This is a genomic window from Desulfobaculum sp. SPO524, assembly GCF_044987625.1.
Taxonomy (GTDB): Bacteria; Desulfobacterota; Desulfovibrionia; order Desulfovibrionales; family Desulfovibrionaceae; genus Desulfobaculum.
This window is the reverse complement of record NZ_JBJDSB010000002.1, coordinates 298,029-317,073: the sequence shown is the minus strand read 5'-3', so window position 1 is coordinate 317,073 and position 19,045 is coordinate 298,029. Positions and strand designations below refer to the sequence as shown.

At 60.6% G+C, this 19,045-nt stretch carries 18 protein-coding genes and 4 tRNA genes; 6 read left to right on the top strand and 16 right to left on the bottom strand.

Translation table 11 applies throughout. The annotated features are described in order from the left end of the window. Position 1 precedes the first annotated feature (1 nt). From ACI3L3_RS07040 to ACI3L3_RS07005, 8 genes are all read right to left on the bottom strand, one after another. Positions 2-1,978, bottom strand: a complete 1,977-nt coding sequence (locus ACI3L3_RS07040; protein WP_404844403.1) for an ABC-F family ATP-binding cassette domain-containing protein — start codon at positions 1,976-1,978, stop codon at positions 2-4. Between the two features lie 565 nt (positions 1,979-2,543). Further along, positions 2,544-3,632 carry a 3-isopropylmalate dehydrogenase gene (leuB, locus tag ACI3L3_RS07035; protein ID WP_404844402.1) on the bottom strand — a complete coding sequence of 363 codons (1,089 nt, stop codon included), beginning with the start codon at positions 3,630-3,632 and terminating at the stop codon, positions 2,544-2,546. Beyond that, a complete protein-coding gene (locus ACI3L3_RS07030; RefSeq protein ID WP_404844401.1) occupies positions 3,619-4,137 on the bottom strand; it encodes a 3-isopropylmalate dehydratase small subunit in 519 nt (172 codons plus the stop codon). Before ACI3L3_RS07030 ends, leuB begins: the two co-directional genes overlap by 14 nt. Positions 4,138-4,160: 23 nt before the next feature. After that, a complete protein-coding gene (gene leuC / locus ACI3L3_RS07025) occupies positions 4,161-5,420 on the bottom strand; it encodes a 3-isopropylmalate dehydratase large subunit (RefSeq protein WP_404844400.1) in 1,260 nt (419 codons plus the stop codon). Then, complete coding sequence (locus ACI3L3_RS07020) at positions 5,405-6,943, bottom strand: 2-isopropylmalate synthase (RefSeq protein WP_404844399.1); 1,539 nt, start codon at positions 6,941-6,943, stop codon at positions 5,405-5,407. Before ACI3L3_RS07020 ends, leuC begins: the two co-directional genes overlap by 16 nt. Before the next feature lie 191 nt (positions 6,944-7,134). After that, positions 7,135-7,893: a CDP-diacylglycerol--serine O-phosphatidyltransferase gene (gene pssA, locus ACI3L3_RS07015; RefSeq protein WP_404844398.1), complete on the bottom strand. Its 759-nt coding sequence runs from the start codon at positions 7,891-7,893 to the stop codon at positions 7,135-7,137. Between the two features lie 18 nt (positions 7,894-7,911). After that, a complete protein-coding gene (locus ACI3L3_RS07010) occupies positions 7,912-8,556 on the bottom strand; it encodes a phosphatidylserine decarboxylase family protein (RefSeq protein ID WP_404844397.1) in 645 nt (214 codons plus the stop codon). Positions 8,557-8,566: 10 nt separating this feature from the next. Then, positions 8,567-9,202 (bottom strand): HAD family hydrolase, encoded by a 636-nt coding sequence (locus tag ACI3L3_RS07005; protein ID WP_404844396.1) that lies wholly within the window; start codon positions 9,200-9,202, stop codon positions 8,567-8,569. Positions 9,203-9,316: 114 nt separating this feature from the next. Between ACI3L3_RS07005 and ACI3L3_RS07000 the strand changes: the two genes are divergently transcribed. The 3 genes from ACI3L3_RS07000 to ACI3L3_RS06990 are packed head-to-tail and all read left to right on the top strand — an operon-like array spanning position 9,317 to position 11,566. Then, a complete protein-coding gene (locus ACI3L3_RS07000) occupies positions 9,317-10,312 on the top strand; it encodes a metal-dependent hydrolase (RefSeq protein WP_404844395.1) in 996 nt (331 codons plus the stop codon). 13 nt (positions 10,313-10,325) lie between these two features. Further along, entirely contained in the window at positions 10,326-11,198 is an 873-nt protein-coding gene (locus ACI3L3_RS06995) for an EamA family transporter (protein ID WP_404844394.1), read from the top strand. A 35-nt stretch (positions 11,199-11,233) separates the two neighbouring features. Next, a complete protein-coding gene (locus tag ACI3L3_RS06990; protein WP_404844393.1) occupies positions 11,234-11,566 on the top strand; it encodes a hypothetical protein in 333 nt (110 codons plus the stop codon). Positions 11,567-11,680: 114 nt separating this feature from the next. Here ACI3L3_RS06990 and ACI3L3_RS06985 read toward each other — a convergent pair whose 3' ends face one another. The 6 genes from ACI3L3_RS06985 to ACI3L3_RS06960 form a co-directional block, all read right to left on the bottom strand. Then, the gene (locus ACI3L3_RS06985) at positions 11,681-12,532 is read right to left on the bottom strand and encodes a ribonuclease H-like domain-containing protein (RefSeq protein ID WP_404844392.1); all 852 of its coding nucleotides are present in this window, start codon (positions 12,530-12,532) and stop codon (positions 11,681-11,683) included. Positions 12,533-12,703: 171 nt separating this feature from the next. Further along, the gene (locus ACI3L3_RS06980) at positions 12,704-14,077 is read right to left on the bottom strand and encodes a glycosyltransferase (protein WP_404844391.1); all 1,374 of its coding nucleotides are present in this window, start codon (positions 14,075-14,077) and stop codon (positions 12,704-12,706) included. A 96-nt stretch (positions 14,078-14,173) separates the two neighbouring features. Continuing rightward, positions 14,174-15,091, bottom strand: a complete 918-nt coding sequence (locus ACI3L3_RS06975; RefSeq protein ID WP_404844390.1) for a MerR family transcriptional regulator — start codon at positions 15,089-15,091, stop codon at positions 14,174-14,176. A gap of 115 nt (positions 15,092-15,206) precedes the next feature. Further along, positions 15,207-15,524 (bottom strand): DUF5658 family protein, encoded by a 318-nt coding sequence (locus ACI3L3_RS06970; RefSeq protein ID WP_404844389.1) that lies wholly within the window; start codon positions 15,522-15,524, stop codon positions 15,207-15,209. An 80-nt stretch (positions 15,525-15,604) separates the two neighbouring features. Continuing rightward, positions 15,605-15,680, bottom strand: a tRNA-Lys gene (locus ACI3L3_RS06965). 276 nt (positions 15,681-15,956) lie between these two features. Beyond that, a tRNA-Lys gene (locus ACI3L3_RS06960) sits at positions 15,957-16,032 on the bottom strand. An 800-nt stretch (positions 16,033-16,832) separates the two neighbouring features. Between ACI3L3_RS06960 and ACI3L3_RS06955 the strand changes: the two genes are divergently transcribed. Then, a complete protein-coding gene (locus ACI3L3_RS06955; protein WP_404844388.1) occupies positions 16,833-17,525 on the top strand; it encodes an outer membrane protein in 693 nt (230 codons plus the stop codon). Between the two features lie 65 nt (positions 17,526-17,590). On the opposite strand, the gene ACI3L3_RS06950 is transcribed toward ACI3L3_RS06955, so the two are convergent. Further along, positions 17,591-17,666: transfer RNA gene (locus tag ACI3L3_RS06950), tRNA-Lys, on the bottom strand. Positions 17,667-18,020: 354 nt separating this feature from the next. On the opposite strand from ACI3L3_RS06950, the gene ACI3L3_RS06945 reads away from it, so the two are divergent. Then, positions 18,021-18,146 (top strand): hypothetical protein, encoded by a 126-nt coding sequence (locus tag ACI3L3_RS06945; protein WP_404844387.1) that lies wholly within the window; start codon positions 18,021-18,023, stop codon positions 18,144-18,146. A 141-nt stretch (positions 18,147-18,287) separates the two neighbouring features. Next, entirely contained in the window at positions 18,288-18,413 is a 126-nt protein-coding gene (locus ACI3L3_RS06940) for a hypothetical protein (protein ID WP_404844386.1), read from the top strand. 528 nt (positions 18,414-18,941) lie between these two features. On the opposite strand, the gene ACI3L3_RS06935 is transcribed toward ACI3L3_RS06940, so the two are convergent. Continuing rightward, a tRNA-Lys gene (locus tag ACI3L3_RS06935) sits at positions 18,942-19,017 on the bottom strand. Positions 19,018-19,045 lie beyond the last annotated feature (28 nt).

Below are 19,045 nucleotides of genomic sequence, written 5' to 3'. Positions count from 1 at the left end.
ATCAAGCACCGCTCAGCGCCTCGCGCTCGGCCTCCAGCTTGGCGATTTCCGCTTCCAGCGCTTCCAGCGCCTCCAGCTTGCGCTCGGACACGTCCTGAAGCTCCTTAAAGCGCTTCATCAGCTCCGTGGAGCGCGCCACATCGGCGTAGACGTCCGGGTCGGCCAGCATCTGCTCCACCTCCCCCTGCTCCTCAAGCAGGGACTCAAACTCGGCCTCCATGGCCGCGTACTCGTCCTGCTTGGGTTTGAGGATGCGATAGATGGCGTTGCGCGCCTCGGCCTGCTTGCGCTTCATGGCTTTGGCTTCAGCGCGGCTGAGGGGCTTTTCCTCCTCGCCGGGCGCGGCCTCGTCACCGGTTTCGCCCTTGGCTTCGGCCTTTCGGGCGCGGTCGTAGCCCGTGTAGCCGTCCAGGAACACCTCCACGCCCTCGGGACGCAGCCACCACACCTGCTCCGCCACTTCGGACAGCAGATGTCTGTCGTGCGCCACCATCAAAATAGTGCCGGGGAAGTCCTTCAGCGCCTCCATGAGCGCGTCGCGGCTCTCAAGGTCCAAGTGGTTGGTGGGTTCGTCAAGGATGAGCAAATTCGCGCGCTTGAGAAACAGCGTGGCGAGGATGAGGCGGTTCTTCTCGCCGCCGGACAGCTCGCGAACTTTGCGTTCCCAGTATTCCTCGCCCAGCAGGAAGAGGCCCAGCACGCTGCGCAGTTCCTCCTCCGTGGTGCGGGGGTCGGACAGGCGGCGGATTTCCGCGAGGGCGGGCTTGTCGAGGTCGAGGGTATCGGCCTGATGCTGGCTGTAGTAGCCCACCACCATATTGGAACCAATCTCCACACTGCCGCCGCGCGGCGGCAGCTCGCCCATGATGCACTTGAGCAGTGTGGACTTGCCGCAGCCGTTGGGTCCGGCAAGGGCGACCTTTTGGCCGTCGTAAATATTGAAGGAGAGCTTCTCCCACAGGCTTGGCCCATCACCAAAGCCCATGCTGAGGTCCACCACGGACAGCGGCGTCTTGTTGCCGCGCGCGGGCGTGGGCCATGAGAATTGGAGTTCCTTTTGCTTGCGTGAGGCAGGGCGCAGGCCTTCCAGTTCCTTTTCCATCTTGGCGACCTGCTTCTTCATGCTGTTGGCCTGTCTGGCCTTGGTCGCCTTGTACTGAAAGCGCCGCACGAAATCCATTTTGCGCTCAATCTCTTCGGCCACGCGGCGCTCTTCGCGCTTGCGCTGCTCTTCCGTCTCCGCGTACCAGCTCAGGAACTGCGTAAACGTGCCGGGGCGCACCACCGCCCGCTGCCCGCCAAGGTACAGCACATGCGTGGACACGCGGTCGAGGAAGACCCTGTCGTGCGCCACAAAGACAAGCGCGCCTTCAAAGTCGCGCAGGTATTCCTCCAGCCACTCCACGGCCTCAAGGTCCAGATGGTTGGTAGGCTCGTCCAGGAGCAGCACGTCCGCACCGGCGACGAGGATGCGGGCCAGCTTGGCGCGCTCGCGCCAGCCACCGGAGAGGACCTCCAGCGTCTGCCCCCACTTTTCCTCGGCAAAGCCAAGGCCCGAGAGCACAGCCTTGGCCTTATGCTCCGGGTTGTAGCCGTAGGTATGCTCCAGATGCGCCTGCTCCTGCGCAAGGCGCGCCAGCGCGGCCTTGTCGTCCTTGGCGGTGGCGGCTTCCCACTCGTCCCAGAATTCGCGCCACGAGGGCAACACATCCAGCACAAAGTCCAAAACCGGCCGCTTCAGGTCCTCCGGCGCAAGCTCCTGCATGGAGTAACCGAACTGCGCCCCCTTGGGCAGGCTGACGTCGCCGGTATCCGACGCTTCCAGTCCGGCAAGAATCTTGATGAAGGTGGACTTGCCGCAGCCGTTGGGGCCGACAACGGCCAAACGCATCCCCGAGGTCACCTCAAGGGAGAAGGCTTCAAACAAATCGCGTCCACCAAAGGACTTGGACAGGTTCTGAATGGAGATTCTGGACATAGGTGTGTTGTGCTTCCTTGGAAATGGATTACCCGAAAGGCCGGGCGACCTTTCGGGTATACCGTTTTGCGCTTGTGTTCAACTCCCGGGACGCTGTGCGCCCCGAATTGTGCCGGAAAAATTTCTCCGGCCTGCGGTCACCCTTCCCTTCTATGCGTGGAAAAATGGCGTCGCTCTGAGTTGCCTGATCGTTTCGCCGTGCAGGCCGTCAAACGCGGCATGTCGCGGCAGCACGGGTGCGTCCCCGGCGAGATCGTCGCCGGGCAGTGGCGCTGCGTCGCTCATGTACCCCTAGAGCGATGCAGCCTTCGCGAATCGAAACCCGTGCAGGGATGTATCTCCCTTCCCTGATGTGGAGAGTGCGCCATGACCGCCCGGATCACGGTGTTCTCCGGTATCTGCACCGGATGCGCCGGAGATCGTCCAGCGCGCCACAGCATATTTGGCGTCGTGCCAGGTCATGCGTCAACGGCCGCGCCGCTTCGTACGCCCGGGACTCCCAAAGGCGTCCGCCCGGAGCAGCGCGGGAGGACCGGCGGCCATACCCGCCAGTCCCCAAAATCCTTTATGCCCCTGCGCGCAGGAAGGCGTTTACAACGTGGGTGCCCATTTCCGTACAGCCGACAAGGGTCTTGCCCTCTTCCATAATGTCGCCCGTGCGGTAGCCCGCGGTGAGCACCTCGGAAACCGCCTGCTCGATGGCGTCGGCCTCCTCGGTCAGACCAAGGGTCAGGCGCAGCATCATGGCCACGGAAAGGATGGTCGCCAGCGGATTGGCCATGTCCTGCCCGGCAATGTCCGGGGCGGAGCCGTGGATAGGCTCGTACAGGCCGGGTCCTTCTGCGCCAAGGGACGCCGAAGGCAGCATGCCGATGGAGCCGGTAATCACGGAGGCCTCGTCCGAGAGGATATCGCCAAACAGGTTGCCCGTGACGATGACGTCAAACTGCGAGGGGTCGCGCACCAGCTGCATGGCGGCGTTGTCCACATACATATGCGACAGTTCCACGTCGGGATAGTGCTTGGCGGTTTCGGTGACCACATCACGCCACACGCGCGAAACGTCGAGAACATTGGCCTTGTCCACACTGCACACCCGGCCGGAGCGCGTACGCGCGGCAGTGAAGGCCACCTCGGCAATGCGGCGGATTTCACTTTCGCGGTAGACCATGGTGTTGTACCCCACGCGCTCGCCGTGCTCCACGCTCTCGCCGCGTGGCTCGCCAAAATAGATGCCGCCCGTCAGCTCGCGGACCACCATCACGTCAATGCCGCGTTCCACAATGTCCTCACGCAGGTAACACGCGCCGCGCAGCTGCGGAAACAGCTTGGCCGGGCGCACATTGGCAAACAGCCCCATGGCCTTGCGGATGCCGAGCAGGCCGCGCTCCGGGCGGATGGTGGGGTCGTCGTCCCACTTAGGGCCACCCACGGCGCCAAGCAGCACGGCGTCCGCGCCAACGCAGGCGTCAATGGTGGCCTGCGGCAAAGGATCGCCGGTGGCGTCAATGGCCGCGCCGCCAATCAGGGACTCCTCGGCAAAGAAGGTGCGGCCAAAGCGCTCGCCCACGGCGTCCAGCACGCGGCGCGCCTGCGCGATGATTTCCGGACCGATGCCATCGCCGGGGAGTAAACGGATATTATACGGCTTCATGGCGTCCCTCCTTGCCTGCCAAGCGTTCTCGCACATAATTGACCAAGCCGCCGGCGTTCAGCAGTTCCTGCATAAAGGGCGGCACCGGGCGGCAGGGAATTTCCTCGCCGGTGGTGGTATTTTTGATGATGCCCGCGTCGGTGTCCACCTCGATGGTGTCGCCGTCCGCGATGCGGTCCACATCGTCGCCGATTTCGACAAGGGTCAGCCCCATGTTGAAGCCGTTGCGGTAGAAGATGCGTGCGAAGCTGTGCGCCACCACAACCGGAATGCCCGCGCCCTTGATGGCGATGGGGGCATGTTCGCGGCTGGAGCCGCAGCCAAAGTTCGGGCCCGCGACCATAATGTCGCCGGGGGACACACGTTCCACCCAGCCCGCCTCAAGGCCTTCCATGCAGTTTGCGCCGAGTTCGGCCTCATCCGTCGTCACCAAAAAGCGCGCGGGGATGATGGCGTCCGTATCAATGTTCGACCCGACCTTGTGGGCCTTTCCTGTAGAGTGCATACCTGTTTCCCTGTCTGTACCGTCTACAGCTTGGACGGGTCGATGATTTCCCCGGCGATGGCGCTGGCAGCGGCCACGGCAGGGTTGGCGAGAAAGACCTCGGACTGCAAGCTGCCCATGCGGCCCTTAAAATTCCTGTTGGTGGTGGCGATGGCGCGCTCCCCTCCGGCAAGGATGCCCATGTGCCCGCCAAGGCACGGCCCGCAGGTGGGCGGCCCCACCACGCATCCGGCGTCCATGAAGGTGGCAATCAGGCCCTCGTCCAGCGCCTGCTTCCAAATGCCCGGAGTGGCAGGAAGCACGATGCAGCGCACGCGGGAGCTGACCTTGCGCCCCTTCAGGATGGCGGCGGCCTCGCGCATGTCCTCTATGCGGCCATTGGTGCAGGAGCCGATAACCGCCTGATGCACGGCAACGCCGGAAGTTTCGCTCACAGGCTTCACATTTTCGGGCAGATGCGGGCAAGCAACCTGCGGCTCCATGCCATTCACATCAATATGGACCACGCGCTCGTATTCCGCGCCGGGGTCGGCAGTCATGGCCTCGTCCGCTGGGCGGCCCGCCGCGCGGGTGTAAGCGAGGGTCTTCTCATCCACCGGGAACAAACCAACCTTGCCGCCAGCCTCAATGGCCATATTGGCAATGGTCATGCGGCCCTCTACGGACAAATCGTCCACCGTGGAACCGCCGAATTCCAGCGCCCGGTACAGCGCGCCGGCAACGCCAATCTCGCGCAACAGGCGGAGCATAATATCCTTGCCCTGCACGTGCTCGCCAAGTTCACCTTCCACCTCCACGCGGATGGTGGGCGGCACCTTGAACCACGTTTCACCAAGGGCCATAGCCCCGGCGATGTCCGTGGACCCCATGCCCGTGGCAAATGCGCCAAGGCCGCCATAGGTGCAGGTGTGGCTGTCCGCGCCGATGACCACGTCACCGGGACCAACAATACCAAGCTCCGGCAGCAGGGCGTGCTCGACGCCAACGTTGCCGCCCTCGTAAAAGTGCGTCAGCCCCTGCTCGGTGGCAAACTCGCGGACGACCTTGACCTGTTCGGCGGAGTCGATGTCCTTGTTGGGGGTAAAATGGTCGCACACAAGGGCGACCCGGTCCGTATCGAACACCGCGTCCGCGCCCATGGCGCGAAAGGACTTGATGGCAAGGGGGGCGGTGATGTCGTTGGCAAGGACGAGGGACACCCTGCACCGGACAATCTGCCCGGCCTCGCCAACGGTTTCGTCTGTGGCGCGCTGCAATATCTTCTGCGCTAAGGTGCGGTGCATTCCGTGGTCTCCTCCGTCTTCTTGGCCAACCTGTTCATGGCATTGATGTACGCCCGTGCGCTGGCAATAATGATATCCGGGTCCGCACCGCGACCAACGGCGGTGCGCTTTCCATCACGTATTTTCACCGTCACCTCGCCAAGGGCGTCCGTGCCGCCCGAGATGGCGCTGATGTGGAACCGCTCCAAAACCGGGCTGACGCCCACAATCTCGGCAATGGTGTTAAATGTGGCATCCACAGGACCGACGCCGAACTGTGCCAGTTTTCGTTCCTGCCCGTCTACCTCCATTATGACCGCAGCCGTTGCGGGCACACCAGTTGTTCCGGAGTGCGTGGTCAGGTGCATGAGGCGGAACTTGTCGGGAATGCGGTAGATTTCCTCCAGCACAATGGCTTCCACGTCCTCATCATAGATGGTCTTTTTGATGTCGGCGAGGCGTTTGACCGCGTCGGACACCATGGTGACATCCTCGGCGGAGAGGCGGTAGCCCAACTCTTCCAGCTTCTGGTTGATGGCGTGGCGCCCGGAGTGCTTGCCAAGGACCATATCCGTCCCGGCGCGGCCCACACTCTCCGGCGTCATAATCTCATAGGTCTCGCGGTTTTTGAGCACGCCGTCCTGATGGATGCCGGACTCGTGCGCAAAGGCGTTGGCACCTGTAATGGCCTTGTTGGGCGGAATGGGCTGGCCGATCACATGCGAGAGCAGGCGGCAGGCCGGGAAGAGCTTTTCCGCGTCAATGCCTGTGGTCACCTGGTAGATGGTGGGGCGGGTGTTGATATTCATCACCACCTCTTCCAAGGCGGCGTTGCCCGCGCGCTCGCCAATGCCGGAGAGGGTCACCTCCGCCTGCCGCGCGCCGGCGCGGATTGCGGCCATGGTGTTGGCCACGGCAAGGCCGAGGTCGTTATGGCAATGCACGGAGAAGACCGCCTTGTGCGCGTTGGGCACATTCTTCAGCAAATAGCGGATGAGTTCCGCGAATTCATCGGGCTGGGAGTAGCCCACCGTGTCCGGGATGTTCACGGTGGTGGCGCCGCAGTCGATGACGGACTGCGTCAGCTTGGCAAGGAACTCCCAATCCGAGCGCGAGGCGTCCTCGGCGGAGAATTCAATATTGGTGGTATACTGGCTGGCGTGACGGACGGCCTTCATCGCCATATCCAGCACTTCGTCCGGGGTTTTGTTCAGCTTGTGCTTCATATGCACCGGACTGCTGGCGATAAACGTATGGATGCGCGGGTGCGCGGCGGCGCGGATGGCGTCCCATGCGCGGTCGATATCCGCGGGCATGGCGCGGCAGAGTCCTGCGACCTGCGACTGCTTCACCGTTTCCGCAATGGAGCGGACGGAGCAGAAATCCCCTTCGCTGGCCGCCGGAAAACCGGCTTCGATGATGTCGACGCCCATGGCCTCCAGCTGCCGTGCAATGCGGAGCTTTTCGCGCAAGTTCATGGTCGCGCCGGGAGACTGTTCGCCATCCCTCAAGGTCGTATCAAAGATAAAGACTCGGTCGGACATGATGATCCTCCTGTCTGCTCTGTCAAAGACGTCCCTTACCCAGAATAGACAAGCCTATCTGGTAGGAGCAAGAAGAGTGTGTACGTGCGTTCCGGCCAGAGATTCACATCCTATGGATGCACTACTCCGGCGTGCCGTAGTCGCTCAGGACGGACAACCCTCCGCCTGGGCCGGGAATACGGAGATTCTTTTTACGAGAGCTTGCTGGAAGCCCCGCATAGCGCGCCGGAACGGCGTAGGAGCAGGAGGCTGAGGATAGGGCCGGAGACCACGTAGCCAAACATGCATACGAAGCCCAGCACCTTGGGTTCCGAAGCCACCAGCACAAACAGGAGCGTGACGGTGACGGCGGAGGAGAAGGGATGCGCCTTCAGGAAACCATATTCCTTGAAGGACACGTAGCGCACGCGGCTGACCATCAGGTAGGACAGCACGTAGGCGAGCACCAACGTAAAGATGGGGAGGACCTTCGCATACGCCTCGGGAACGTACGGAGCGAACAGGATAAGGGTCGCGAAGGTACAGGCCTGCGCCGGAATGGCAAGGCCGATGAAATACTTTTTGGAAGCCGTGGGCGCAGCCAAATTGAACCGCGCAAGGCGCAATGCCCCACACGCAACAATGAGGAAGGACGCCATGAGACCAAGGCGGCCAAAGTCCTGCAAGGCCCACAAATACACGGTGACGGCAGGAGTGACGCCAAAGGCGACAAGGTCGGCAAGGGAGTCATACTGCACGCCGAAGTCGCTGGAGGTTCCCGTCAAACGGGCAACCTTGCCATCGAGGCCGTCGCACACCGCGCTGATAAGGATGGCCAGCGCGCAGTGCTCAAAGCGGCCCTCGAACGCCCACATAATACCAAGGAAACCCGCGAACAGGCTAGCCGTGGTAAAGAGGTTGGGCAGAACGTAGACTCCCTTTCTGGGAGATTTGGGCGCTTCGGCGTGCATTGTACCAATCACCTTATCTTATTGCTTTTTCTTGGCCAGGACGGTTTGCCCAGCGCAAACTGTCTGACCGACGTAAACATCTGATACATAATCTTCCGGCAGATAGACGTCAAGCCTCGAACCGAATTTGATCAGGCCATACCGGGATCCTCGGCTGAGGGAGTCGCCTTCCTCGGCCCAGCATACAATGCGGCGGGCGATAAGCCCAGCAATTTGCACCACGGTCCAATGGTTGCCGTCCTCGTCCTCCACACCCATGGCGAGGCGCTCGTTATCCTTGGAGGCCTTGTCCAGCGAGGCATTGAAGAATTTGCCCGGAATGTAGAGCAGCTTCTTGACGGTACCCGTAACGGGGATGCGGTTCACGTGCACGTTGAAGACGTTCATGAACACGCACACCACCTGACGCTCCTCGCCGGTGATGGGGTCTGCCTCGCGCGAGACCTTGCAGACCTTGCCATCCGCGGGGGAGACGGCCACACCGTCGTCCTGGGGCACCACGCGCTCAGGGTCGCGGAAAAAGTGGCCGACGAACGCCGTCAGGATGAATGCGACAAGCGCCAAAAACGGCAATTCGCAAATGGCAAGGACAAGCGTCAGCAGGACGCAAAGCCCAAAGATGGGCATTCCCTCAAGGCTCATTCCAATGGAAGGCTTCTTCATACTATAATCCTTAGTCCTTGTGAGTCCCGGCTTCGGGGCAAAGGTTGGCAAGTTCACGCTCAAAGGATTCGCGGTCCGTGTAGTGGATGGCATGCAGGCCAAGGGCGCGCGCTCGGCGGATGTGTCCACCGTGGTCGTCGATGAACGCCGCCCGCTGCGGGGCCACGCCAAGGGCGTCCAGCATGCCGGTAAAGGCCGCCGTGTCCTTTTTGGTCACGCCGGTCTTCCACGAGTTGTGGACCACGTCGAACCTGCTGCAGAACGAGTGTCTCTCCTCCAATTCTTCCAGCCAGTTGGTCTGGTCACTGAGGATGGCGACCTTGTACCCGGCCTTGCGCAGGTTGTCCACAGCCGCAAACATGAACCCGCGCGGCACAAAGCGGGAGAGCAGCTCTTCGCGCAGATCGGCGTCGGAGCCGGATACGCCCGTGCGCTCACGAAATCTGCGCCAGAATTCGGCCTCGTCAATGCGGCCTTCGCCGTAGCCGTCCTTGCGGACAATATCCACGGCGGTTTCGGCCACGTGTTCGCGGTCCTTGCCCGCCACCTCGGCAATATGGGCGAGGCCCTGGAAGAATCCTTCCTCGGCAAGCACGCCCCCAAAATCAAAAATGACCGCATCCACGGCCTTTTGCTGTGTCGTCATAGTCGTTACCTCGTCGCGTTCTGATGGAATGTCGAACGCTCATCCTTACGCACTCATCCCGCCTTTGACAACGAACGTCTTGCACAGGACTGGTGGGTGAAGTACGCATAAGACATGGATCCCGTTACGCACATCACCTCCGGCGCGCTTATGGCCCGCGCCTTCCGGGGCACCTTTCCCGGACGGCTTGCCGCGTTCTTCATCATCCTCGCCGCATGGATTCCGGATATCGACAACTTTGTCGGCCTCAGTCCGGAGCAGTATCTGCTGTACCACCGCGGCATCACGCACTCCGTGTTTGGGGCTGTGGTGCAGGCCCTTGTGCTCGCTGGCGTGTGGAAGCTCTTCCGGCGCGACGTCAGCGCCATGCGCGCCCTTGCGGCCATGTACGGGGCCATCATGCTCCACATCTTTCTGGACCTCATTACGTCCTACGGCACCCAGCTCCTTGCGCCCTTTTCGGATACGCGCTTCGAAATTGCTGGGGTATTCATCATTGATCCATTCTACACCCTGACCATGCTTGCGCTGCTGGTGGCGTCCATCCGCTCGCGCAACTGCGCGCGGCGCCTTGGCGTCATTGGTCTGGCCTTTGTCATTGTGTATCCGCTGTGCTGTATCGGCGTCAAAAACACCGTGCAGACCATGGTCCCGAGCCTGCTGCGCCAGCACAACGTCGCTTACCAAAGCGCCACCGTCACCACGGACCCGTTCTCGCCCGTGTATTGGAAGCTCATCGTTGATGACGGCGAGCGCATCCGTGTCGCCAGCATTTGCGTGCTTACCGCCGCAGAGGACGACCTCACCTTTACGGACTTTGAAAAGGCGGACCGCAGCGTCCTCGCCCGCCTTGGCGAAAAGGTCTCCATGTTCCGCACGTGGAACTGGTTTGCGGCGTGGCCCGTTGTGGCGCGCTCCACCCGCTCGCCGGAGCAGGTGCTCACCTTCACCGACGCCCGGTTCTACTCCAATAACCCCGTGCTCCGGCGGCTCATCGGCGAGCGCGACGCGCCCTTTGCCCTTGAGGCCGTCTTGGCGCCGGACGGCACGCTTCTCGAATACACCTACGATAGCCCCGGCAACGGCAAAGACGAACCGCACACCCCCTAAGCCCGGAGGCGTCATGCCCTGGCTCACGCTGTCCCTGACCACCGCCGTCATGAATGCGGCGGTGGCAACGGTTCTGCGCAAGCATTTCTCCACCCTGCCGCCGCTGGAAATGGCGGGCATACCGCTGATGATGGGCCTGCCGCTGTTTGTCCTCATCTTTTGGCTGACGCCCGCGCCGCCCCTGCTGGACGGCTTCTGGACCTTTTTCCTCCTGTGTCTGCCGGTCAACGCCGCCGGATTTTACCTGCACATGCGCGCGGTGAACCTCTCGCCACTGTCCGTCACCATGCCCTACCTTGCATTTACCCCCGCATTCGTCCTGCTGACGGGAAACGTCATCCTTGGCGAATTGCCCAACATCTGGGGCGGATGCGGCGTAGCGCTCATCGTCTGCGGCAGCTACGTCCTCAATATTCCGCCCGCCATGGGCCGCGACCTTGCCGCCCCGCTCCGTGCCTTCTCCAATGAGGTCGGAGCGCGCAGCATGCTGGTGGCCTCCATCCTTTACAGCTTCTCCACCGTGCTGGGAAAGCGCTGTATTGAACTCTCCTCCCCCGTCTATTTTGCGACGCTGTTTTTTGCCGCCTTTGCCTGTTGCGCGGTGGCGGGCCTTGCCCTCCTGCGCCGCCTTCCTCTTGCCGCCGTGCGCAAGCGGCCCGGCCCGGCACTGCTCTGTGGCGGCTGCCTGCTTGCCGAAGTAGTCGCCCACAACCTCGCCATCATCCTTGCCAAAGCCGCGTATATGATTGCCATCAAGCGCTTTAGCGTGGTTATCGCCGTCATCTTCGGCAAGTATTTCCTTGGCGAGACCAATATCCGCGCCCGCCTTGCCGGGGCGAGCATTATGTTTGCGGGGGCGGCACTCATCGGCATACTTGGAGATTAGCCAAAAAGCACCGTGTGACGGGGATTTTCAGTGACGTGAGCCTTGCACTTGTGCGGGGCAGTTCCTATATTCTGGGTATGGAATATTACCTCGCCGACGATATCACCCCTGCCCCGCCTGCGGTCTCACAACCCGTTACGGGGCCAAACGTCACCCTGCTGCCGGGCGGCGAAGTGCGCGGTTCGCCCGCAGGATATGTGACGGTTGAGGGCGGCGGCGAAGTCAGTGTTCCGGGGAGTGGTCATGTGGTGGTCCCCGGTGCGGGACAAGTACGCATCCCCGAAGGGGTGCAAACCATCCCGCAGCCCTTCGACGTCCCGCAGGTTCCGGAAAGACATACCGGAGCCATTGTGGACCAGGTCGCCTAGCCTCAGGCTTTCGCCTACCTCGTATGGGTATCAACGCCCTCCCGGTCACATCGTGCCAACAAAAAAGCCCCCTTTCGGGGGCTTTCATCGTTTCCGTTCAGCATCACGTCGCGGTTAAAACGCCGGAACGCAGTACTTGCGCCGCAGGGCGTCCACCACGTGCCGCGAAGGCGTATGCGGCACGTCCGGGGACATGGGCGGAGCAAGGCGCATCCCGCTGCGGCTGCCAAAGGGCGTGGCGCTGACAAGCTCGTTCCACGCATGGGTCAGCAGCACTTCAAGGCTCACCACGTCCGCCGCGTTGTAGGCCAGCAGTGTTTCCAGCACTTCCTCATCACCCGTGCGCTGGAATTCATTCCACAGCAGCACGGCAAAGTAGCCGTCCACGCCGTCAAGGTCGTCTCGGCCAATGCCAACGGCTTGCTCGCACTTTTTCAGCCCGCCGGTAAAGCCCAGCTTTTTGAGAATATAGCGCAGATCGAGATGGGCCATATTCAGCTTCATGCCAAAGGTCCGCTCGATGAAGGGCGCGTCAAAAGTCTTGCCGTTGTAAGTGACAAGCAGGGAAAAGTCCCGAATGTCGTCCTGAAAGTCCTCAAGGTTGCGGCCATAGACGTAAGTCTTCACCTCGCCGCGCCCGTACAGGGCAATGCTGGTGATGTGGTCTTCGCCAAAGGTGAGGCCGGTGGTCTCTATATCCACATAGGCCGCATGCTCGCGAAAGGCGCGGAACAGCCGCCAGTGCTGCGCCGAAGGCAGCCCCTGCTGAAAGAACAGCGCGTCCCCGGCCAGCAGATGCTTGCGCGAGGTCTCAACGTGCTGGCGCACCCACCCCGCCTTGGAGCCAAGCACGCGGTCTGCCTCCGGCCGCATAATGTCGTCCCACGAGGCCAGCCCGTTCAACCAATATTTTTCTTCCGTCCCCACCCCAATGCGGGGGATATGACAAAAGGAGTGTTCGAGCATTGTTGCCTCGTCTCCGGTTATGCGTGTTGCGTTGTTGTGCGTCGATGCTCTCAATAGACGAGCGGGCCGCCATGAATCAAGCCCCGAATCCACACAGACCACGCAAAAAACAAACGCGGCCCACCGCAAAAGGCAGGCCGCGCACATTTCCTGGGAGCGCCCCGAGCGTCCTTAATCCGGGAAGAACGGCGGACGCGGGCGCATGGCCCCGATAAGCTCACTGTAGGTCAGGTCCGACAGGCGAAAGTCCGGCGGAATGCGGTCCACATGGGCGTAGTAGCGCATCAGCAGCAGGTACCGCCGCATCTGCTCCGGCAGCAGGAAGAACTCCCGCACATGCGCACGCCCGGCCTCGCACAGGCCCTGACACAGGTCCGTCTTTTCCATCACGTCGTGCATGGACTTGGCAATGCCGTCCGTATCCAGCGGGTCGGTCACAAAGCCCGTCTGACCGTCGCGCACCTGCGCCACCACCCCGCCCGCACGGGAGCCAATAACCGTTGTACGGTGCCACAGCGCCTCGGTCACCACCAGCCCAAAGCCCTCTCGCGTGGGCACATGGATGAAACATTCGGCCACATCCAGCAGGGAGCCAACCACCGCGTCGTTGTTCTCCACATTGGCAAGGAAGAAGATATCCGGGTGCCCGTCCGCACGCTCCGTCAGGCCCTCCAGAATGCCGTCGCCTTCCGGGTCGTCCTCCGCCGTATTGCCAAGGAAGACAAGCTGCGGGCGCGGGTCATAGGACGTCGCGTCTACAAAGGCCTTGAACGCGTCGATAACCGTGGCCTGATTCTTGTGGATGTCATACCGCGAGATGGCCGCGAAGATGGGGCGCTCCGGGTCGATGCCCGCCTTGAGGAAAATGGGCTGAAGCACGTCGCGCGCCTCGTCCGGGGTGCGGTCGATATTCTTGTCCGACAGCGGATCGATGGAGGGCATAATCTGGTACACGGGCACATGCAGGCCCGCCCCCACAAACTCCGGCATGGTGAAAATGGCCCCGGCGCAGTGGTTGATATACGGCAGCAAAAAGCGCCACACCACGGACGCGGGGTCCGAGGTATCAATATGGCAGCGCCAAATCACGTTGCCATAGATAATGCCGTTCATAACCATGGCTGCGGGCTGCGGGTCGTGCACCACCACAAGGTCCGAGGTGATGAAGGCGTTGCGCACATTGTCGTCGATGGTGCCAAGGTAGGCGCCAAAAATTTCCTCCAGCTCCAATTCCTCATGCTGGCCTTGGAGCATGTTGTGGAACTTTTTGGTCACGCGGAAGAACTCCTCGCCGCCCTCCATGACGTACCACCGCGCATCCAGCCCAAGCCCACGGGCAAGGGGGACACTGGCGCGCAACAATTCCGCAACGCCACCGCCCACAAGCGCGGAGTTCACATTGGCCCATCCCTTCCCCTGCAAGGGCGTGGCAAGGCGTACAAGCTCCTGCACGCGCTCCTCGCCAACTATGGGCGCGTAGTCTTCGGGTGATCGGATGCTTTCCGGAGTATGTTCCGTTAACGAGCAGGTCTTCTGTGCTGTCATCGCTACCTCATCGTCTGCGGGCTCTGTGGTGCCAAAAAGTTTGTCCGAACCTAGCACAGCTCGGCGCATCGCGAAAGGTACAAAGCTGCGGCGCGGTTAAGCGAATTCGTCCCGGATGCGGCGGAAGAAATCCACCATGTAGCGGGCGGGCACCTCCTGCCCATCCACGGCCATGGCCCCAAGACACGCCACAATGTTGCGCATGGGCGTCAGCGTTTCGGTAAGGTGCATAACATACTCGCGCCCTTCTCCCGAGCTCCCCCGAAGCTGGACGGCGAGCCGCCAGTGGTCCTCGCCACGCGTCCACTGCACCTTCACCGTGCGTCCGCCACCAGCCCCGCGCCGTACATGGGTCAAGAACTTTCGCACGTTGAACCGCCGCCGCCCCCGGCTCAAAACGCCAAGGAACTCCCCCTCCGACGAGCGAATAACAAGGGGCAGGTCCAAAAATGATGAAGGCGGCGCCTTGCCACGGGTCGCGCCCGTGCCAATGGCGCTCAGCAGCAGCTGTTCCAGCTCGCGCTTTTCGGCCTTGAGGCGGGAGTTCTGCTCCCTCAAGCGGCGGATGCGGCGCTCCGACCCCTTGGCGCTCCCGGCCAGCTTGCGCAGGGCGGCCACTTCCTCACGCAGGGCCTCCACATCCTCAGCCTGCGCGGGTGGACCTTCGCCGCCCTCGCACTGCCGCCGCAGCAAGCAGGACATACGCTCCACCACACGGGACAAAAACGCCGTAAAGTCCGGCGTAGCGCACTGGCAGTCCCCTTCCGCCGCCGCAAGGATATCCGCATAGTGCGCGGCGATGTGGCGTTCGACCTCGTCCGTTGTCGCCATGCGCTCGGACGCGCGGCGTATTTCGCGCACAATGTCCAGCGCCACAGGCGGATACACCCGCCTGTTGCCGTCGCGCTCAAAGGGGATGTAGTCGCCGAACCGGTCCTTGTAGGACGCAACGGTCGAAGGTGGTATGTCCAGCTTCCGGGCTATTTCCCGCAGACTCATGCAGCGCCGTGCCACGGAGCGCTCCTCCTTTGCTCCTGTCGTGCAACGTGGAACTCCGGCCGAGAAGACATCTGCGTCCAGAATAGCCCGTCTGGATAAAAAGACAACGCCCAACCGCGCGGCGAACCTGCTACAGCGGCAGGCGCAGAGCCGTCAGGGCGCGGCGGCCCTGCGGAAACTGGCGCATATTATTCCACACCACCCATATGTAGAGGAGATTGCACATAACGAGCAAAGCCGGCCCTTCCCAGCCGCCGGCAAAGCCAAGGTACACGCCGCAGGGGATGGCAAAACCCAGCTTGGGCGCCCACCACCAGCGCCCGCACACGCGCATAAGGGCGCGCATCACGGGGTTCCGCTCCCGCCCGCCACGGGCAAGGATGCTGCGCGTGGTCCACACGTCCAGCACCTGCAGCGCAATAAACAGCACAGTCAACACAATACGCATGCGTCCTCCCTCCACGGCGGCCACGGGCACAGGATACAAAAAAAGGCGTTACGACAAATCGTAACGCCTGAAAAGCGAAGTGGTGGGCCATCAGGGACTCGAACCCCGAACCAACTGATTAAGAGTCAGCTGCTCTACCAATTGAGCTAATGGCCCATATTTTTCCTGCGCGGTGCGCCGGAACGAGAAGCCTTTTAAACCTCCAGCACGGGGGATGTCAACTCACTTTCGACATTTTTTCGTCATATCCCCGCCCCACAGCGACAACCGGCCAAAGCACGCCGAAGGTTGTACCGCGAGAGGGTGCTTCCTGCGCTCCAAACGGCGGTACCCCGTGCGGGCAAATAGGACCAGCAATGGCGGCGGACTGCCCTCTGCCCCAGCCCCAAAAACAAAAGCGCCACGGTTTCCCGTCGCGCTTTACAGTCATAATGGTGGGCCATCAGGGACTCGAACCCCGAACCAACTGATTAAGAGTCAGCTGCTCTACCAATTGAGCTAATGGCCCATATTCCGTCGGCATGTCCGCCGAAGCGAGTGCGCTTTTATGCCTGTGGCCACCCAATGTCAACACCGGCCACAAACTTTTTTCCTTTTTCCCCTAGGGTTGCGGACGGTTGGTTGCAAACCGGACCACCTTCCTACCTCCTGCCCGCCCTGCAGGCACAGGGACAACGTGCACCGACGCGCTCTGTTGCACCGAATTTTTCACAGTTAAAACATAAAGAAGTGACTGTGAACGCTACATCACTCTTCCTATCTTGTCTGAAAAACATATTCCCCAAGACATCGCTCCACTGTGTGTCAAAAAGGACCACCACTCTAGAAACATAACAACACCGATGGATTAAGGATTTTCACAGAGATTCACATTTTCTTTCTCAGTTGAATCCTGCTTTAGCCTTTGCTCAGAATCATCAAAGTAATTTGGAAAAAAAATTTCACCCACAAACGTTGCCTATTACCAAACCTAAGGTTCCATTTTTCTACAAAGCCAGTCTGAAATACATTTAGGGACGTGGCCGGCCCAAGCATCCCTCCCCAAATATCTGTTTCATCTTCTCTATTTTTTTTCTCGTCGTAAATCCACGCGTCCAAAATATGCAAAAAGTCCCAAACCACGCCACTTTTCAATCCGAATCGCCCCTCAATACATCCCGTTTATATGCGTGCGCAAAAGAGTCAACTATCAATAATTTCATTTCTCTCTTTTCAAGCTTTTCACCTCTCTGCTAGTGGCGCCAAAAGCTAGCGTGCGGTCTGTTTAACACTGGCATTCGCCACTTTTCACACACAAGAGAGCTTACGATGCGCTTCCTTTATCTGACCCTTTTACTCGGGTTCACAGTCTTTCTCACACCTGCGTATGCAGCAGGGAACAATTATGTCAGCCTGAAGACAGGTATCGCTGCCATGTCCTACGACAATGTGCAGTCACATGATGTCCCCTACGTGGATTTGGCAATGGATGATGTCTACGACACAGAGTTTGCCGCAGGCATTGCCATTGGCCGCTCCCTGAAGGACGACATTGGCTACCCCGTCCGCATTGAGGCGGAATACTTGTACCGGTCGTTTACCAGCTGGTATCATCACGGCTCAAAAAACCATAAAGCCGTGCAGTGGGACGTTGACGTAGAATGCAACGCCCAAACGTTCTTTGCCAATGTCTATTATGATTTTGAAAACGATTCGGCCTTCACGCCTTACGTTGGCGTTGGGGCTGGCGTCGCCATCATCAAAGCGGAACTGGACGGAATGCTCCGCGTGGTCTTCCCGCCCATTATTCAGGAGGAAAAGGGAACCTTTTCGGATGAGGTGACGAACTTTGCCTGGAATGCAGGTGCTGGCTGCTCCTACGCCATCAACGATGACTGGACGGTGGACCTTGGGTACCGCTTTGTCCACATCGGCAAGGCCAAGCTCCACGTCAACGGCTACACCCTTGATGCCGACGGCGCCCTGCACGAGGTGCTGCTCGGCGTTCGGTACTCCTTTTAACACCCCGCAACCGCACGCAGAACGCAAAAAAGGCGTTACCGAAAGGTAACGCCTTTTTACTTGCGTGGTGGGCCATCAGGGACTCGAACCCCGAACCAATGGATTAAGAGTCCACTGCTCTACCAATTGAGCCAATGGCCCACATATATGGGGAATTCGACGGTGTCCGTCGAAGCGAGAGCGTATTTATGCCGCACTCGCCTCCTTGTCAACGCCTTTTTTATCTTTTCCCATTTTTTCTCTCTACGCACCGCTCCCCCCTCCCTGCGGAGCAAAATGGGTGTGGCACAGACGGCGTGGTCGTAACGCAAGGTTCAAGAGGTTGCCTTCGGCGACTTAAGGGGTGCGACCCCTTAAGAATCCCGAGGTTTGGGCCTGGAAGCCAGCCCCAAAAAGGGGGACAGGCGTTGCCGGGCCTTGGGCGAGTGGACCGCCCTGCTCAAAGCTGGCGTGTGGGCATGATTGCAGCCGTGGAGGTCGTGGGGAACGTGGCGTATGAAGAGGATTCTTAAGGATGAAATCCTTAAGCCTGCGGAGCAAAACGAGGGTGGCACAGACGACGTGGTCGTATCGCAAGGTTCAAGAGATAAGCTCCGCTGGCTCAAGGGCTACCGCCCTTGAGAATCCCGAGATTTTTGGGTCTGGGAGCCAGCCCCAAAAAAGGGGTGCAGGCTTTGCCGGGCCTTGGGCGAGTGGACCGCCATGCTCAAAGCTGGCGTGTGGGCGTGATTGCAGCCGTGGAGGTCGTAGGGAACGTGGCGTATGAACAGGATTCTTAAGGATGAAATCCTTAAGCCTGCGGAGCAAAACGGATGCGGCATAGACGACGTGGTCGTATCGCAAGGTTCAAGAGGTAAGCTCCGCTGGCTCAAGGGCTACCGCCCTTGAGAATCCCGAGGTTTTTGGGTCTGGAAGCCAGCCCCAAAAAAGAGGTACAGGCGTTGCCTGGCGTTGGGCGAGTAGACCGCCCTGCTCAAAGCTGGCGTGTGGGCGTGATTGCAGCCGTGGAGGTCGTAGGGAACGTGGCGTATGAACAGGATTCTTAAGGATGAAATCCTTAAGCCTGCGGAGCAAAACGAGTGCGGCACAGACGGCGTGGTCGTAATGCAAGGTTCAAGAGGTTGCCTTCGGCGACTTAAGGGGTGCGACCCCTTAAGAATCCCGAGGTTTTTGGGTCTGGGAGCCAGCCCCAAAAAGGGGAGCAGGCCTTGCCGGGCGTTGGGCGAGTAGGCCGCCCTGCTCAAGGCTGGCGTGTGGGCATGATTGCAGCCGTGGAGGTCGTGGGAGACGTGGCGTATGGAGAGGATTCTTAAGGATGAAATCCTTAAGCCTGCGGAGCAAAACGAGTGCGGCACAGACGGCGTGGTCGTAACGCAAAAAAAAGGCGCGGCCTTTCGGCTGCGCCTTGGATGTACGTGGTGGGCCATCAGGGACTCGAACCCCGAACCAATGGATTAAGAGTCCACTGCTCTACCAATTGAGCCAATGGCCCACGTATTGGGGGCTTTCGCGTTTCCGCT

Coding starts and splice junctions, on each gene's coding strand:
- ACI3L3_RS07040 (WP_404844403.1), bottom strand. CDS start 1,978: ATGTCCAGAATCTCCATTCAGAACCTGTCCAAGTCCTTTGGTGGACGC.
- leuC (WP_404844400.1), bottom strand. CDS start 5,420: ATGCACCGCACCTTAGCGCAGAAGATATTGCAGCGCGCCACAGACGAA.
- ACI3L3_RS06940 (WP_404844386.1), top strand. CDS start 18,288: ATGAACAGGATTCTTAAGGATGAAATCCTTAAGCCTGCGGAGCAAAAC.
- ACI3L3_RS06980 (WP_404844391.1), bottom strand. CDS start 14,077: ATGACAGCACAGAAGACCTGCTCGTTAACGGAACATACTCCGGAAAGC.
- ACI3L3_RS07010 (WP_404844397.1), bottom strand. CDS start 8,556: ATGAAGAAGCCTTCCATTGGAATGAGCCTTGAGGGAATGCCCATCTTT.
- ACI3L3_RS07005 (WP_404844396.1), bottom strand. CDS start 9,202: ATGACGACACAGCAAAAGGCCGTGGATGCGGTCATTTTTGATTTTGGG.
- pssA (WP_404844398.1), bottom strand. CDS start 7,893: ATGCACGCCGAAGCGCCCAAATCTCCCAGAAAGGGAGTCTACGTTCTG.
- ACI3L3_RS06970 (WP_404844389.1), bottom strand. CDS start 15,524: ATGCGTATTGTGTTGACTGTGCTGTTTATTGCGCTGCAGGTGCTGGAC.
- ACI3L3_RS07020 (WP_404844399.1), bottom strand. CDS start 6,943: ATGTCCGACCGAGTCTTTATCTTTGATACGACCTTGAGGGATGGCGAA.
- leuB (WP_404844402.1), bottom strand. CDS start 3,632: ATGAAGCCGTATAATATCCGTTTACTCCCCGGCGATGGCATCGGTCCG.
- ACI3L3_RS06985 (WP_404844392.1), bottom strand. CDS start 12,532: ATGCTCGAACACTCCTTTTGTCATATCCCCCGCATTGGGGTGGGGACG.
- ACI3L3_RS07000 (WP_404844395.1), top strand. CDS start 9,317: ATGGATCCCGTTACGCACATCACCTCCGGCGCGCTTATGGCCCGCGCC.
- ACI3L3_RS06995 (WP_404844394.1), top strand. CDS start 10,326: ATGCCCTGGCTCACGCTGTCCCTGACCACCGCCGTCATGAATGCGGCG.
- ACI3L3_RS06945 (WP_404844387.1), top strand. CDS start 18,021: ATGAAGAGGATTCTTAAGGATGAAATCCTTAAGCCTGCGGAGCAAAAC.
- ACI3L3_RS07030 (WP_404844401.1), bottom strand. CDS start 4,137: ATGCACTCTACAGGAAAGGCCCACAAGGTCGGGTCGAACATTGATACG.
- ACI3L3_RS06955 (WP_404844388.1), top strand. CDS start 16,833: ATGCGCTTCCTTTATCTGACCCTTTTACTCGGGTTCACAGTCTTTCTC.